Source organism: Dactylosporangium sp. NPDC006015, assembly GCF_040614215.1.
Lineage (GTDB): Bacteria > Actinomycetota > Actinomycetes > Mycobacteriales > Micromonosporaceae > Dactylosporangium > Dactylosporangium maewongense.
Window position 1 is genome coordinate 163,750 of the sequence record NZ_JBEXUD010000009.1, and the last position, 15,412, is coordinate 179,161.

At 71.6% G+C, this 15,412-nt stretch carries 10 protein-coding genes; 4 read left to right on the forward strand and 6 right to left on the reverse strand.

The genetic code is table 11. The annotated features are described in order from the left end of the window. Positions 1 to 3 precede the first annotated feature (3 nt). Genes ABZ321_RS18310 through ABZ321_RS18320 form a run of 3 tightly spaced genes read right to left on the reverse strand, consistent with a single transcriptional unit; the run spans position 4 to position 3,588 of the window. The gene (locus ABZ321_RS18310) at positions 4 to 2,370 is read right to left on the reverse strand and encodes an FtsX-like permease family protein (RefSeq protein ID WP_354892516.1); all 2,367 of its coding nucleotides are present in this window, start codon (positions 2,368 to 2,370) and stop codon (positions 4 to 6) included. A 25-nt stretch (positions 2,371 to 2,395) separates the two neighbouring features. Then, positions 2,396 to 3,064, reverse strand: a complete 669-nt coding sequence (locus ABZ321_RS18315; RefSeq protein ID WP_344498341.1) for an ABC transporter ATP-binding protein — start codon at positions 3,062 to 3,064, stop codon at positions 2,396 to 2,398. Continuing rightward, the gene (locus tag ABZ321_RS18320; RefSeq protein WP_354892519.1) at positions 3,064 to 3,588 is read right to left on the reverse strand and encodes a PadR family transcriptional regulator; all 525 of its coding nucleotides are present in this window, start codon (positions 3,586 to 3,588) and stop codon (positions 3,064 to 3,066) included. The genes ABZ321_RS18315 and ABZ321_RS18320 overlap by 1 nt, the downstream gene beginning before the upstream one ends. 275 nt (positions 3,589 to 3,863) lie before the next feature. Here ABZ321_RS18320 and ABZ321_RS18325 point away from each other — a divergent pair, with 275 nt between their 5' ends. Beyond that, positions 3,864 to 5,711 (forward strand): glycoside hydrolase family 9 protein, encoded by a 1,848-nt coding sequence (locus tag ABZ321_RS18325; RefSeq protein WP_354892522.1) that lies wholly within the window; start codon positions 3,864 to 3,866, stop codon positions 5,709 to 5,711. A gap of 76 nt (positions 5,712 to 5,787) precedes the next feature. Here the strand turns inward: ABZ321_RS18325 and ABZ321_RS18330 are convergent, their stop codons facing one another. Further along, entirely contained in the window at positions 5,788 to 6,762 is a 975-nt protein-coding gene (locus ABZ321_RS18330) for a small ribosomal subunit Rsm22 family protein (RefSeq protein WP_354892525.1), read from the reverse strand. After that, positions 6,759 to 7,697: a DUF389 domain-containing protein gene (locus ABZ321_RS18335; protein WP_344498333.1), complete on the reverse strand. Its 939-nt coding sequence runs from the start codon at positions 7,695 to 7,697 to the stop codon at positions 6,759 to 6,761. Before ABZ321_RS18335 ends, ABZ321_RS18330 begins: the two co-directional genes overlap by 4 nt. Positions 7,698 to 7,775: 78 nt before the next feature. Here ABZ321_RS18335 and ABZ321_RS18340 point away from each other — a divergent pair, with 78 nt between their 5' ends. Continuing rightward, complete coding sequence (locus tag ABZ321_RS18340; RefSeq protein ID WP_344498331.1) at positions 7,776 to 9,194, forward strand: WGR domain-containing protein; 1,419 nt, start codon at positions 7,776 to 7,778, stop codon at positions 9,192 to 9,194. 1,312 nt (positions 9,195 to 10,506) lie between these two features. Further along, entirely contained in the window at positions 10,507 to 11,391 is an 885-nt protein-coding gene (locus ABZ321_RS18345; RefSeq protein ID WP_354892529.1) for a phosphotransferase, read from the forward strand. A 38-nt stretch (positions 11,392 to 11,429) separates the two neighbouring features. Here ABZ321_RS18345 and ABZ321_RS18350 read toward each other — a convergent pair whose 3' ends face one another. After that, a complete protein-coding gene (locus tag ABZ321_RS18350) occupies positions 11,430 to 14,177 on the reverse strand; it encodes a cellulose binding domain-containing protein (protein ID WP_354892532.1) in 2,748 nt (915 codons plus the stop codon). Between the two features lie 121 nt (positions 14,178 to 14,298). Here ABZ321_RS18350 and ABZ321_RS18355 point away from each other — a divergent pair, with 121 nt between their 5' ends. After that, the gene (locus tag ABZ321_RS18355) at positions 14,299 to 15,357 is read left to right on the forward strand and encodes a hypothetical protein (RefSeq protein WP_354892535.1); all 1,059 of its coding nucleotides are present in this window, start codon (positions 14,299 to 14,301) and stop codon (positions 15,355 to 15,357) included. Positions 15,358 to 15,412 lie beyond the last annotated feature (55 nt).

Here is a 15,412-nt window from a genome sequence, read left to right on the forward strand (position 1 = left end):
CCGCTACTCGAAGCGCAGCCCATCGGGGCGCATGAGGCGCCACAGCGCGGGCAGGCTCGCGGTGGTGACGAGCAGGACCACCCCGCCGGCGATGCCGCACACGATCGCGATGCCGGTCACGTCGGCGTGGAAGGGCACGTCGACCGTGGCCAGGAGCATGGCGCCCAGGCCGAGGCCGAGGCCGGTCGCCAGCACCAGGCCCAGGACGACCGGGAGCAGGGTCTGCCAGAGGACCGACCAGCCCAGCGTGGAGCGGCGGGCACCGAAGGCGACCAGCGCGGCCAGGGTCCGCCGCCGCTCGCGCAGCTGCTCGATCGTGCCGACCAGCAGGCTCAGCCCGACGAGCAGCAGGGTGACGGCCGATCCGGCGAACAGGCCGCGGCGGATGCTCATGAACGTGCTGTCGCGCACCTTCGAGCGCAGGATCGACACGTCCATGGCCGGGCTGATGGCCATCGCCGCGTTGCGCAGCCGCTCCTCGGCGTCCAGGCCGGCGGCCGGGTCCAGGTGGACGTAGGACTCGAAGGTGGGCTCCGCGCGGGCGGCCGGCGCGGCGGCGGGCGTGACGAGGATGCCCTCGACGTCCTGGCCCCACGGGTCCTTGCGGGCCTGCGCCCGGTGCGCCGTCGCCGGCACGGTCCACTGTGGACCTTGCGGGGTGGCGGACGGGTCGCCCATGCGCACGGTCCGGCCGATGAGGTCGGGACGGTCCAGCACGAACACGTCGCCGTCCGCGCAGCGCTCCAGCGCGGCCATCTCGCGCAGCACGTCGCAGTCGCCGACCCGCACTCCCACGAAGTCGTCGTCGCTGATGGAGGCGATGTCCCTCCTGTACGTGCGGACCGACGTCACTCCGGAGGCCCGCAGCTTCGCGTCGATCCCGGCGGCGTCCTTGGCCGTCGTGATCGGGGACACGGTGAGCAGCGTGACCGCCTGCGCACGGGTCGGGTCCTGCCCGGTGTTGATGGTGAACTCGGACTCGGCCGCGGCGAACAGCATCTGCAGCGCGATCGTGCCGGCCGCCGCGACCGCGATGGCGCCGACGGCCCGCACGGAGCTGCCGCCGGACAGTTGCAGGCGGCGCACCGCCATCTGCCACGACACGCTCCCGCCGGCGCCGAGGCGGCCGACCAGCCGGTCGAAGACCCACGGCAGCAGCAGCGCCACGCCGAGCAGCAGCAGCGACACCCCGCCGACCGCCTGCCACGGGTTGAACTCGCCGTGCTTGCCGGTCAGCGGCGCGAGCAGGCCGACGCCGGCGAGCGGGACGAGCACCCGCCACCACAGTCGCCGGTGGGTGCTGGAGGTGGCGCGGCGCACGACGCCGAGCGGCTCGACGACCACCCGCCGCATCGCCACCAGGGTCATCGCCAGCGCGGCCACCGGCACGGCCATGACGAGCAGCGCGAGCAGCGGCAGCGGCGGGCGCACGTCGGAGCCGTACACGCTGAGGTCGGCGATCTCGAACACCTCGACGAACTGCCGGCCGGCGAGGAAGAAGACGCCGCCGGCGAGCAGGCCGAGGGTCGCGCTGATCACCGCCTCGCCGCCGGCGATCCGGCGGGTCATGGCACCGTCGGCGCCGACGAGCCGGACGGCGGCGAGCCGCCGGTCGCGCTGCTCGCCGCCGAAGCGGGTGGCGGCGGCCACGAACATCGCCACCGGCATGAGCAGCACCACGAAGATGACCACGACCAGCATGAGCAGGAAGGGGTCCAGCGGACGGTGCACGCTGCGGCTGCCGTACGAGTCGATGCGCTGGACCTGCGGCTGGCCGAACGCCAGGTCGCCGCGCTGGGCGTAGAACACCAGCTCGTTCGGCCCGGAAAGACCGGCCTTGCCGATCGTGCCCGCCACGGTGCCGGGCATCCGGTCGCGCAGCAGCGCGCCGTCGGAGGAGGCGAGCAGGTCCCGCAGCGCCGGCGACACGAGCATCGTGCCGGGCGCCGGCATCGCCTGCACGCCGGGCGGCAGCACCGGGTGGGCGCCGTCGGCGCGGACGAGCCGGCCGCGGACGTTCTTGCCGTGGAAGGAGGTCGCGAGGTTCAGCGTCAGCACGGTCGTGTCCCCGGCCGGCAACTCGTCGCCACCGTACCGGTCGTCGTCGCGGGCGGCGGTGCGGTCGCTGCGCGCGTCGAGCATCGTCGGGATGGACACGGACAGCAGCAGCACCGCGACGCCGAGGCCGACGCCGACGGCGGTGAGCGCGGTGCGCAGCAGCCCCTCCCGGCCGCCGCTGAGCGCGAGCCGGACCCCGAGGCCGACCTCCGTCGCCCAGCGCCGCAGCCGGCCGGCCCGCACGGGACCGCCCTCCGGCGCGTGCCGGCCGCCCCCACCGAGCGCCACGGACGGCGAGTCGATGGCACTCATGCCGCCACCTCGCCGTACATCGCGATCATGACTGCCTCGCCAGGTCGAGGGCCTTGCCGTCGCGGACGACGATCTCGCGGTCGGCGTAGGCGGCGACCCGGGCCTCGTGCGTCACGAGCACGACGGCGGCGCCGGTGTCCCGCGCCGCCTCGGTGAACAGGCGCATGACCCGCTCGCCGTTGAGGGAGTCCAGGGCGCCGGTCGGCTCGTCGGCGAAGACGACCCGCGCGCCGGTGACGAGCGCCCGGGCGACGGCGACACGCTGCCCCTGGCCGCCGGACACCTCGCCGGGCCGCTTGCCGGCCACGTCGGTGATCTCCAGGCGCTCCAGCCACCCGGCGGCGCGCCGCTGGGCGTCCTTGCGCCGGTGGCCGGACAGGCGCAGCGGCAGCGCCACGTTCTCCAGGCAGGTCAGCTCGGGCACGAGCTGGCCGAACTGGAACACGAAGCCGAACTCGCCGCGCCGCAGCGCGCTGCGGCGGGCGTCGGACATCGCCGACAGCTCCTGGTCGCGGTAGAGGACCTGCCCGCCGTCGGGGCGGACGATCCCGGCGAGGCAGTGCAGCAGGGTCGACTTGCCGGAGCCGGACGGCCCCATCACGGCGACGACCTCGCCGGCCGCGACCGACATGGAGGCGCCCGACAAGGCCTGCGTGGATCCGAACGACTTCGTCAGGGACACGGCGGAGAGCATCAGGCACGCACCTTCCGGGCCAGGTCGTCGAGGCGGGCGGCGGTGAGCTCCAGCCAGCGCAGGTCGGCCTCCAGGTGGAACAGGGCGTGGTCGCAGATCAGCTGGTCGGCGAGGTCACCGCCGGTCTTGCGGCGGGTCAGCTCGCGCATGAGGCGCAGGTGCTCGGCCCGCTGCGTGTCCAGCAGCTCGGCGGCGGGGCGGCCGGTCAGCAGCGCGAGGATCACCTTCATGTAGAGGGTGTTCTGCAGGTACGGCTCGGGCTTCTCCGGCGAGGCCAGCCACTGCTCGACGTCCGTGACGCCGGCCTGGGTGATCGCGTAGCGCTTGCGGTCGGGGCCCTCGCCGGGCTCGACGCTGTCGACGGCGACCAGGCCGTGCTTCAGCAGCCGGGACAGGGTCGAGTACACCTGCCCGTAGGCGAGGGGGCGGTCGCTGCCGAACCGCTCGTCGTAGGCCCGCTTCAGGTCGTAACCGTGGCGGGGCTGGGACTCGAGCAGCCCCAGAAACGCTTGACCGATGGACATGAGGGCGACTGTACACCATGTGTATACCTACGTTGTATACACACGTTGTAGAGCCACTGAGCTTGGCGGATGCGCAGAACGTCTCATGCGTTTGGAGGAGACGATGTGCCAACCGCCGCCGTGCTGAGTGGCCTAGGTCACAGCGCGGCCGTTTTGTCCAATTCAACCGGCATGTCGCTCGGTAGGTTCGCCCGGACACGCCGCTGATCACCCAATTTCTCCCCCTGGAGGAACGGTGGCGCGGGTGCTGCAAACCCGACCGAGAAGGAGAGCCGGTGCGCCTGCCGACCCTGTCCAACAAGGCCAAACTCGCTGCCATCGCGGCGATCGTGGCGGTCCCCGCCGTCGCCCTGCCGATCGCGTTCGCCTCCAAGGACGGCGGCCTGCCCGGCGTCGGATCCGGTGGAGCCGACGCCGCGTACGCGTTCCCCGCCACCCCTGACCAGATCCCCGACACCCCGGTGCGGGTCAACCAGGTGGGTTACCTGCCCAACGGCCCGAAGCTGGCCACCGTCATCAGCGACTCGAGCACCCCATTGCCGTGGCAGCTCAAGGACAAGGCCGGCGCCGTCGTCGCCTCCGGCGAGACCGCCCCGCACGGCATGGACCCCAGCTCCGGCCAGAACACCCACACCGTCGACTTCAGCTCCTACAAGGGCAGCGGCAGCACGTACACCCTGGAGGTCGACGGCAAGGCCAGCCTGCCGTTCGACCTGGACCCGAAGGCCTACCGCCAGCTCGCGATCGACGCCATGTCGTTCTACTACCCGCAGCGCAGCGGCGTCGCCATCGACAACAAGATCGCGCCCGGCTACGGCCGCGCCGCGGGACACACCGCGGAGACCCCGAACGGCGGCGACACCAAGGTGCCGTGCGCGCCCGGCTCCTGCGACTACACCCTCGACGTGACCGGCGGCTGGTACGACGCCGGCGACCACGGCAAGTACGTCGTCAACGGCGGCATCTCCGTCGCGCAGCTCATGAGCTCCTACGAGCGCTCCCCGAAGGCCGCGAAGGCGCGCGCCCTGCGCCAGCCCGAGACCGGCGGCAAGGCCCCCGACGTGCTCAACGAGGCCCGCTGGGAGCTCGACTTCCTCATGAAGATGCAGGTCCCGGCCGGGCAGAGGCTCGCCGGCATGGCACACCACAAGGTCCAGGACGTCGCCTGGACCGGGCTGCCGACCGACCCGGCCGCCGACACGCAGCAGCGGGTGCTCAAGCCGCCGTCGACCGCCGCGACCCTCAACCTGGCCGCCGCGGCGGCGCAGGGCGCCCGGGTGTTCAAGGACTACGACCCGGCCTACGCCGAGAAGCTGCTGACCTCGGCCCGCGCCGCGTTCGCGGCGGCGCAGGCGAACCCGAAGGTCTACGCGCCGGACTCCGACTCCACGGGTGGCGGCGCGTACGGTGACACCGACGTCGACGACGAGTTCTACTGGGCGGCGGCGGAGCTGTACATCACCACCGGTGAGAAGAAGTTCTCCGACGTCGTGACCGCGTCGCCGGTGCACAAGTCCGACGTCTTCGCCAACGCGTTCGACTGGCGCGCCGTCGGCGCCCTCGGCCGGCTCGACCTGGCGACGATCGACAACAAGCTGGGCGACCGGGAGCGGGTGAAGGCCAGCGTCGTCGCCGGCGCCGACAAGCACCTCGCCACGCTCACCTCGCAGGCGTACGGCCAGGCGTACGCGCCCAACGGCGGCTACGACTGGGCGTCCAACAGCCAGATGCTCAACAACCTCGCGGTCGTCGGCACCGCGTTCGACCTCACCGGCGAGGCGAAGTACCGCGACGGCGTCCTGACCGGCATGGACTACATCTTCGGCCGCAACGCGCTCAACCAGTCCTACGTGACCGGCTACGGCGAGAAGGCGTCGAAGAACCAGCACAGCCGCTGGTACGCCAACCAGCTCGACCCGAAGCTGCCCAACCCGCCGCGCGGCACGCTCGCCGGTGGACCGAACTCGTCGCTGCAGGACGAGGTCGCCTCGGCGGCGCTGAAGGGCTGCAAGCCGCAGCTGTGCTACATCGACGACATCAAGTCGTGGTCGACGAACGAGCTGACCATCAACTGGAACTCGTCGCTGTCGTGGGTCGCCTCCTTCGCGGCCGACCAGACCTGACCCTGACCGCCTGAACGACGGGCCCGGCCGATCACCACGATCGGCCGGGCCCGCTCGTCGTCGGCCGCCGCGGCGGTCACTCCGATGGCTGGGGCCATTCGTCGCCCCATTGAGCGTCCCGGGCCTGCTTGTACCGCGGACCCTCCCGCTTGGAGACGAGCGTCGGGCCGACCGTGGTGTCCGGGTTGCAGACCTGCAGCGTGACCAGCCCTTTGCGGAACGCGGGGTGCCGCACCACCCGCCCCTGCTCGTTCGTGACCGCCACATCTTTCGTGACCGCCACGTCTTTCGTGACCGCCACGTCTTTCGTGACCGCCACGTAGGAGAACTTCTCGTCCTCGTAGCCGAGCTCGGCGGACTTGAGCCGGCGGTGCAGCGCGGAGCGGTTGATGCGGGCGGTGAAGTGGCACCAGTCCTTGCCCGTCATCCCGCACGCCTGCTGGTGCGGGCAGGGCGCGGCCACGGTCCAGCCACCCGCGATGAGGCGGTCTCTCGCCTCGAGGATTCGCCGGTACCCCAGCGGGGTGCCCGGTTCGACGATGACCACCGCCTGCTCCGCCGCCGCGCCGGCGGCTTCGACGAGGTCACGCTGGGCGTCCTCGGTCAGCTCGCCCAGCACGTACGACACCAGCACCATGTCCACAGTGGACAATGGCTCGCCGAGGTGCCACTCCTGCCACGTGGCCCGCGGGAGCATGCGCTGGCCGAGCTTCAGCGCCTCCGGCACCTGGTCGAGGACGGTCATCTCCTGGATGCCCGGGAACCGCTCGAGGGCCGCCCAGGTCGCGGCGCCCGAGCCGCCGCCGACGTCGAGGATGCTGCGCGGGTCGACGCGCTCCCCGAGCTGCGCCAGCACGGCCTCTACGGCGGCGTGCGTGGCCGGCATCCGGTAGGCGGCGTACGCGGTGGCGTCGACCATGTTGCGGATCAGCGGCTCGTCGGCGGGGCGGCCGCTGCGGTAGTCGGCGATGAGGCGCTGCACCGACTCGGCGAGCCGCTTCGGCGGGACTGGCTCCAACAGCCGGTCCAGGGCTTCTCTGAGGTCCGTCACTGCCGTGCCGCCTTCCTTGCCGTCATGGTCCAGAACCAGCGTTGGGCGAGCAGCGTCAGCAGGCCCGCCGTGATGATGGCCGCCAGGTTGAGCAGCAGCTGCACCGCCGAGCCGAGCGCCTCGTCGGGCACCCAATACGCGATGGCGACGGCGATGTTGGCGGCCGCCGGCACGGTCGTCACCGAGATGAGGACGCCGATCAGCGGGCCGGCCTTCGACGACGTCAGCGACAGCATGCCGGCGATGCCGGCGAGGAAGCCGACCACCCAGGACAGGGCGTCGGGGCGCCAGATGAAGTCCGTCATCGGCCGCTCCTGCAGCAGCATGCTCCGGTCGACCAGGCCGGCGAGGTCGAGCAGGAACGTCGCGCCGACCGTCGCGAGCATCGCCGTCACGAACCCAACAGACAGCGCGAGCGCGGACTTCTTCACAAATATCGGCCTTTTTCGAACGATTCCCACGCACAGTGCGGCAAGAGGGCCGAACTCGGGGCCGACCACCATCGCACCGACGATGAGGATCGGCTGGTCGAACAGCACACCGATGCCCGCGATGATCGCCGCGATGGCGAACATCAGCAGGTACGTGCCGGACAGCTCCGTCTCGTCGCCCGTCTTCTGCTCGATCTCGTCCCAGACGACCGCGTCGCCGGCCAGCCCGGGCGCGGCGTCGGCCGCGGCGGCCGCCACGTGCGACAACGCCACCTCGACCTGGTCGATCGCGATCGAACCGGTCTCGTGGATCTTCAGCTTGCGCAGCGCCGACAACACCGGGCTGCCGGCCTCCCGGACGACGTCGCAGAGCACCAGGTCGCCGTCGGGCTGGCGGGCCGCGCCGGGCAGCACGACCAGGTTGGTCGCGCCGGGGGCGGCCTCGATGACCCGGACGACGTCGTCGGTCCGGTCCGGTGGGGAGATGACCCGCAGATGCAGCACGCCTGCGATTTTTGTCGGTGGTCGTCGCTACGCTGTCGGCGCCCCCTCGTTGGTTCGTACTTTGAAAGGCCGTGACCGATGCCCCAGACGACCTATCTCGAGCTGTCCGAGGACAGCGGCAGCGCCCACAAGTTCTATGAGGTGACCGTCGACGGCGCCGAGATGTCGATCCGCTATGGCCGCATCGGCGACCCCGGCACCTTGAAGACCACCACCTACCCCGACCACGCGAAGGCAACCGCCGAGGCCGCGAAGAAGATCGGCGAGAAGTCCCGCAAGGGCTATGCCCCGGCCGTCGCCGGCCAGCGCGCCAAGCGTTCCGTCTCCCGCCGCGTCATCGTCAGCGCCCGCTCCACCGCGAAGACCGCGCCGCTCCTGTGGCGTTACAAGTCGGGTTCCTCCGCCTTCGGCATCTTCGTCGACGACCGCGTCTGCATGGTCGGCAACGAGGCCGGCGTCGTCACCACCCTCACCCACGACGCCCAGGTCGAGCGCCAGTTCCAGCTCCCCGACGGGGTGAAGTGCATCGTCGCCGACGACGACTGGCTCTATGCCGGCTGCGACGACGGCAACGTCTATGACCTCTCCGGCAAGGTCCCGCGCCTGGCCTATTCCATCGCCCCCGACATCGACATCTACTGGCTCGACATCCACGACGGCGTCCTCGGCGTCGCCGACGCCAAGGGCGGCATCTGCAGCATCGACCACGAGGACGACTTCCTCTGGCGCCGCCAGGGCAACGGCTCCAGCGGCTGGATGGTCCGCTGCGACGACAACGCCGTGCACCACGGCCACAGCAAGGGCGTCACCAGCTATGACTGGCGCACCGGCAAGGAGCTGTGGAACCAGCCCACCCGCGGCGCCGTCCTCTTCGGCTGGCAGGAGCGCGACACCCTCTACGCCGGCATGTCGTCCAACTCGGTCCTGTCCTTCACCAAGAGCGGTCAGACCGCCGTCACGTACCGCTGCGACAACACCATCTACTCCTGCGCCGCCGCCCCCGACGGCCGCTACGTCTTCGCCGGCGACTCCAGCTCCTCGGTGTATTGCTTCGCGGCCGACGGCACCCGCCTGTGGAAGCTCGGCACCGGCTGCGGCAGCGCCTACTCGATGCAGTATCACGCCGACCGGCTCTACATCGTCACCACCGACGGCTCCCTGGCCTGCATCGACGCCAGCGAGGAGGCCGTCCGCGCCGCCGAGCAGGGCGTCGTCCCCGAGTATGTCGACGTCAAGGCCCCCCGCATGGAGGCCGTCGCCCCCTCCACCACCGTCGAGGTCGCCACCGACCCCAGCGACGGCATCATCGTCGAGTGCTTCGAGGAGGGCGGCCGCCTGCGCATCCGCGTCGTCTCCCCCGGCTACCACCAGGACTGGCAGGTCCAGTTCCCCAAGGGCATCCGCGAGGCCCACGCCCGCTACGTCGTCCCCGAGATCCGCGAGGCCTCCCGCGGCGGCTTCTACCGCGCCCACGGCGACATCCGCCGCCTCGTCTGACCCGAGCCCGCCGCGCGCCGGTCCGAGGGCCTCTCCCCCTCGGCCCGGCGCTGCGCCGGCTCTGACCACACGCCCGCTCCGACCACACACCCGCCCAGCGCTCACCCACGCCCCCGCCTCAGTCGCACCCAGCCGACACCGCACACAGCCCGCCACCGCACACAACCCGGCACCGCGCCCCGGCCTGGCACGACACCCGGTCCTGGCACGGTGCCCGGCCTGGCACGGCACCCGGCCTGGCACGGCACCCGGCCGACACCGCACACAACCCGACATCGCGCCCGGCCTGACGCGGCACCCGGCCTGGCACGGCGTCCGATTCACCAGCTCTGACCACGCATCCGCTCCGACCACGCATCCGCCCGGCGCTCACACACAGCCCCGACCCAGTCGCACCCGGCCGACACCGCACACAGCCCGCCACGTGCACAACCCGGCATCGCGCCCGGGCCTGGCGCGGCATCCGGCCCGGCACGGCGCCCGGTCCGGTGCGGCACCCGGTCCGGTGCGGCACCCGGTCCGGTGCGGCACCCGGTCCGGTGCGGCACCCGGTCCGGTGCGGCACCCGGTCCGGTGCGGCACCCGGTTCACCGGCTCTGACCACGCACTCGGTCGGCGCTCACACACGGCCCCGGGTCAGTCGCACCCGGCCGGCACCGCACCCGGCCGGCACCGCACCCGGCCGGCACCGCGCCCGGCCCCTGGCGCGGCACCCAGTCTGGCGCGGCGGCCGGCTCACCGGCTCTGACCACACACCCGCTCCGACCACACACCCGCCCGGCGCTCACACACGGCCCCGACCCAGTCGCACCCGGCCGGCACCGTACAGCCAGGCACCGTGCACAACCCGGCATCGCGCCCGGTCTGGCGCGGCGACCGGTTCAGTCGCGCCGATCTGGATCACGCTCGACCAGGCGTGCCCAGAGCAGCGGCGTAGTGGGCTGTGGCCGGCTGGCCCTGACACGCCGAAACGGACCGGCCGCGATACCCCCAAGATGGACTGGCCACGCCCCGCGTGCGGGCGCCGCGGGTCCCCACGGTGCAGCGAGCCCTCCACCGCTGATGCCAGTTCGGGCAGTGCAGGCAACCCCTCCCCGCCAGCAGGACCGAATCACCCCATATGCGCACGTAATTCCCCGTGGCCCGTCTGATCCGAGGACCTCCACGCCGGTGGCGTCAACCCAGCGCCGTGATCCATGGACGGGGTTGGTCGTTTGCGCGGCCGGATTCGTCCGTGGATCACGGCGGCGGGGAGGCGGCTCGTCCGGTGCTCACGCCGGGCGCCGCTCGGGGTGGGGCAGAGAATGGGGGTATGGAGGCTGCGGTGCGGTGGGTGCGGTCGTTGGCGGCGGCGGAGAGTGTGGCGCTGGTGGTCGGAGGGCGCTGTGGGTTGCGGGTGACGGGGTGCGAGCTGGTCAGGTCGCTGGTCAACGACGTGTACCGGGTGGACGTCGAGGGTGGCCTGGTCTATGCGTGCAAGGTGTACGCCGCCGGGAAGGCGCATGTCGCGTGGGAGCAGGATCTCGCGGTGCACCTTGCGGAGGCGGGGGTCACCGAGGCGGTGCCCGTTCCGATGGAGGACGGGGCGCTCGTCGGGGAGATCGAGGCGCCTGAGGGGGTGCGGCAGTTCACCGTCACGGTGTGGATGCGGGGTGGCAAGCCGCGGCCGCCGTGGTCCGGGGAGTTGTTCTTCCGGTACGGCGCGGCGCTCGCCCGGTTCCACGAGGCGGCGGACGGGTTCGACAGCACGCATCCGGCCAGGACGTACGATCCGGTCCGCACGCTGGACGACGCGTTGTCGTACATCGGCGACCCCATGGTGCACGAGATCGCGGAGCGGGTCAGGCCGCTGCTGGACGGCATCGGCGACGTCGGGGTGCGGCACGGGGACGCCAGCCTGGACAACGTGCACCTGACCGATGACGGCAGGATGCTGTGGCACGACTTCGACCTCGCCGCCGTGGGGCCGCGAGGGGCGGACCTGACCGGGGCGTATGCGAGCGGGCACTGGCCGGCGTTCGAGGCCGGGTACGCCTCGCGACGGCGGACGACCGGCGACGTGCGGGCGCTGCGGGTGGTGGAGCTGGTGCGCAACATCGCGTGGCACCTGCGGGACAAGGTGGAGTTGCGGGGCACGGAGTCGACGGCCGAGGGCTGGGTCGAACGCGAGCTGCAGAGCCTGAGAGATCTGCTGTAGGCGGCGACAGCCCCGCCGCCGCCTACAGCGTCACTCCGCTACCCGACGGCGCAGGTCGTGCCGTTGAGGGTGAACGCGGTCGGTTGGGCGTTGGTGGTGTTGTTCCAGGAGGCGATGAAGCCGAAGTCGACGCTGCCGCCGTTGGCGGCGATCGTCTTCGTGTAGTCGGCGGGGGTGATGGTGACGTTCGCGCCGCTCTGGGCGTAGACGCCGCCCCAGATCTGGTTGATGACCTGGCCGTTGGCGTAGGTCCACTTGAGGGTCCAGCCGTTCACCGGGGTGGCGGAGCGGTTGGTGATCTTCACGGCGCCCTGGAAGTTGCCGCCCCACTGGCCGGCGACGGAGTACGCGACGGTGCAGGCGGCCGACGAGGACGGTGACTGCGACGCCGACGCCGACGGGGACACGGACCGCGACGGCGACACCGAGACCGACGGCGACGCGGAGCGGGACTGCGAGGCGGACGGCGACGCGGAGAACGACGTCGGCGGGGCGCCCGTGCGGTCGCCGTAGATGATGCCGCGGCCGTTCGTGCCGAGGTACACCCGGCCGTAGATGCGCGGGTCGCCGGTGATGGTGTCGCCGATGTTGCCGTACTGGTGCTGGTCGTCGTTGATCCGCAGCCAGGAGGCGGCGGAGTCGTCGGAGCGGTAGACGCCCTTCTTGCCGTCGACCTGCGCCACGGCGAACACGGCCACGTTCGGGCGGCCCGGTGCGCCCTTGCCGAACCCGACGGCGTTCGCCGCCTGTACCGACGCGACCTTGGCGAACGAGACGCCACCGTCGGTCGACCGGAAGAGCCCGGAGGTGCCACCGGCCAGCCAGATCTCGCCGGCCACGCCCGGGACCGCCTTGAACGACGCCGTGGCGGGCAGGCCACTGGCGGCCGCCGTGAACGTGGCGCCGCCGTTGGTGCTGCGGTAGAACGTACCGCCGCTGAAACCGTAGAAGGTGCCCGGAAGCACCCGGTCGGACTCGACAACGGCATTCTGCGGAAGTCCATTGATAGAAGTCCACGTGTTGCCGAAGCCGACCGAGTAGACGGGGGCGGAGTTCTTCGGCGCCCAGACGAACCTGGACCCGTCGGCCGCGGCGGCGATGGTGCCGCCCTCGTTGATGCCGCCCGGCTCGCTGCCCTGGAACCAGTTCGCGCCGCCGTCGGTGGAGAACGCGGCGTGGCTGTCGTTGGGGCGGTCACTGTCGGCGAAGTTGCCGGCACGGACCATGACGCTCGGGTTGAGCTCGGCGTAGTCGAGGCTGGTGGTGCTGGTGAAGTACGGCGACTGGAACATCATCGCGGGCACGGCGTCGAGGTTCGTGTGCCGGAAGCCGCCGATGTCGCCGAGGCCGGAGATAAGCGGCGCGCCGGTCGGCGGGCTGATGAGGTCCAGCACCGCGGTCTCCTCCAGGCCCGCGGCCATGGGCTTGATCGTGATCTGGCCGCCGGTGTCCCAGGTGGTGAGGTCGGTGCTGCCGTACACGGTGGCGCCGGTGCCGTACATGAACCGGTTGGAGTTGAAGGGGTCGATCTCCATCGACTCGGTCATCCAGCCGAGCTTCGGCGTCACCTCGGGGGGCTGCGGGTTGGCCCCGAGGGAGAGCCACGGCGAGCGGCTGACGTCCATCTTGTACCGGAAGCTCCGGTTGGGGTAGCTGGTGAAGTCCCAGATCCGGGTCCAGGTCGCGCCGCCATCGGTGCTGCGGAAGAAGATGACGTCCGGCCACCACGAGATCTGCGTGGCGACCATGATGGTGCCGGGGTGCTGGCGGTCGATGGTGAGGCCGCTGTACCCGAAGTAGTCGTCGCTGCTGCTGCTCGGCACGGGGCTGATCTGCGTCCAGGCGCCGGTCGCGGTGTTGTACTTCCAGACGTCACCCTTGCCGCCGTCGTACGGGCCGCCGGTGTCACTGGTCGCGATGTACAGGTAGCCGCCGGCGGTGTCCAGGACGCCCTTGTGCGACAGGTACCCGGTTGGCTGCCCCGCGACGCGCTCCCAAGTGGTGCCGCCGTTCGTGGTGCGGTACACGGTGTTCTGCTTGTCGGCGACCCCCACATAGATGGTCTGCGTCGCATTACCAAGAGTCCCGGAGCGCTTGTCGAACGTCACCCAGGTGATGCCCTGGTTGTCGGTCAGGTACCCGTTGGGGTCGCTCGGGTCCTGTGCGTAGTTGCCCGGGTTGGGGAACGCGGTCACCTTCGCCCAGGTGACGCCGGAGTCGGTGCTGCGCCACAGCCCGTTGCCGCTGGGGGCGCCGAGGTACAGGATCGAGTTCTTGTTCGGGTCGATCGCCAGCCGCTCCCCCATGCCGCGGCCGGGCATGTTGCCGCCGAGCTTGAACGGCAGGGCCGAGGTCTGCCAGGTGGCGCCCTTGTCGGAGGAGCGCAGGACCGCGCCGTTGTTGGGGTCCCAGCTGTTGGTGTACATGCCGGCGGCCACGTACACCTTGTTCGGGTCGACCTCGTCGGTGGCGAGGCTGACGACGCCGTTGTAGCCCCAGTTGTCCTGGCCGACCCAGTCCAGCAGGGGGATCCAGCGGTTCGTGGCGGGGTCGAGGCGGTACGCCCCGCCGATGTCCGTCCGGGCGTACACCAGATTCTGCTGCTTCTGGTTGAAGATGATGCCCGGCACGAAGCCGCCGCCCTCGATCTGGACGTTCTTGAGCGCGTACGGGTCCGCGGCCGCGGCCTGCGCGGGGCTGGTGGCGGTCTGCACGGCGACGCCGACGGCGACGACCGTCACCGCCCCCGCCAGCCCGGCAATGAGCCCTCTCAGCTTGGTTCGCATGGGCCGCATGGTGTGAGCGCTCACTGTCCCGGGTCAACGAAGCGGGTGTCCCACCCCAGGTCAAACCCCTTCGGAGTGTGAAACTCTCACCACGCGGGTCGCTTGCGTATGGTTGAGCCCCGTGAGACGGGCCCGACCGCTGATCGCCCTCGCCGCCGCGCTCGTCGTCGGCGGGTGGCTGCTGTTCTCCCCCACGTCGCGGGACACGCCGCCCTCGGTCGCGCCGTCGGGTGCGGGGACGGTCACGGCGACGCTGGAGCCGGGGGTGATGCCCGCGAAGCTCGCCGACGGGGTGATCTACACGCCGCTGCTCTATCTGGAGACCGGCGCCTCCGTCGGGACCGCCCCGTCCGCCGACGGCAAGGCCGAGCGGCTCGTGTTTCGGGAGGCTGCCACGGTACGGGAGCTGCGCAGCGTGCCGAAGGACCTGTTCCCGCAGTGGCTGGGCCTCACCGCCGCCGACGGGATCCTCTACTGGGCGGAGTCGGCCGCGACCGCCGCGGGGCCCTACGAGACGCGGCTGTGGCGCGCGCCTCTGGCCGGAGGGGCACCGGTCGCGCTGACCGCCGACACGGGCGGGATTGTGTTCTTCGACTCACAGTACGACCTGGTCGTCGCCGAGGAGCGGGTGCACTGGGTGGCCGCCACGCCCGACGACGCTCCGAAGACGGAGGTGCGGTCGGTCGCCGTCACCGGTGGCGCCGTCAGCACGGAGGTCATCGACGGCCGGTACAGGTGGAGCTCCTGGCCCTGGCTCGTCAGCGTCGACCCGGGCGCGGCGACGCTGCTGAACCGGGCCGACGGGCAGCGGCGATCCGTGCCGGCGACCGCGGCGGAGACCATGCTGTGCACGCCGGAGTGGTGCCGCGCCATCCAGGAGACGGCGAGCGGGCGCAACCTCGTCGACGTCATGCGCGCCGACGGCGAGGGACGGCGCCGGGTCGCGGGTGACCTGAACGCCGTCGGCGTCGACGTCGGCCTGCTGGACCGCTTCGAGCTGCTGACCGGGGTCGAGGGCGAGTCACTGCGGCTGCTCGCGTACGACCTGACGACGGGCCGGACGACCGTGCTCGCGCGGGACGTCGGCGTGGTGACGACCAAGGCCGGCCTCGTCTGGTGGTCCACCGGGAGCCCCGAACCGACCGCCTGGCACGTGCTGGACCTGCGGCGGCTGGCGTAGCCACAACCCCTGTAATAGGCCGGAATCGAACGTGTGCTCGACTAGTAATCAAGCC

Excerpts from the sequence above, each read along its gene's own strand:
- ABZ321_RS18310 (WP_354892516.1), bottom strand. The coding sequence starts at position 2,370 with ATGAGTGCCATCGACTCGCCGTCCGTGGCGCTCGGTGGGGGCGGCCGG.
- ABZ321_RS18315 (WP_344498341.1), bottom strand. The coding sequence starts at position 3,064 with ATGCTCTCCGCCGTGTCCCTGACGAAGTCGTTCGGATCCACGCAGGCC.
- ABZ321_RS18320 (WP_354892519.1), bottom strand. The coding sequence starts at position 3,588 with ATGTCCATCGGTCAAGCGTTTCTGGGGCTGCTCGAGTCCCAGCCCCGC.
- ABZ321_RS18340 (WP_344498331.1), top strand. The coding sequence starts at position 7,776 with ATGCCCCAGACGACCTATCTCGAGCTGTCCGAGGACAGCGGCAGCGCC.
- ABZ321_RS18345 (WP_354892529.1), top strand. The coding sequence starts at position 10,507 with ATGGAGGCTGCGGTGCGGTGGGTGCGGTCGTTGGCGGCGGCGGAGAGT.
- ABZ321_RS18350 (WP_354892532.1), bottom strand. The coding sequence starts at position 14,177 with ATGCGAACCAAGCTGAGAGGGCTCATTGCCGGGCTGGCGGGGGCGGTG.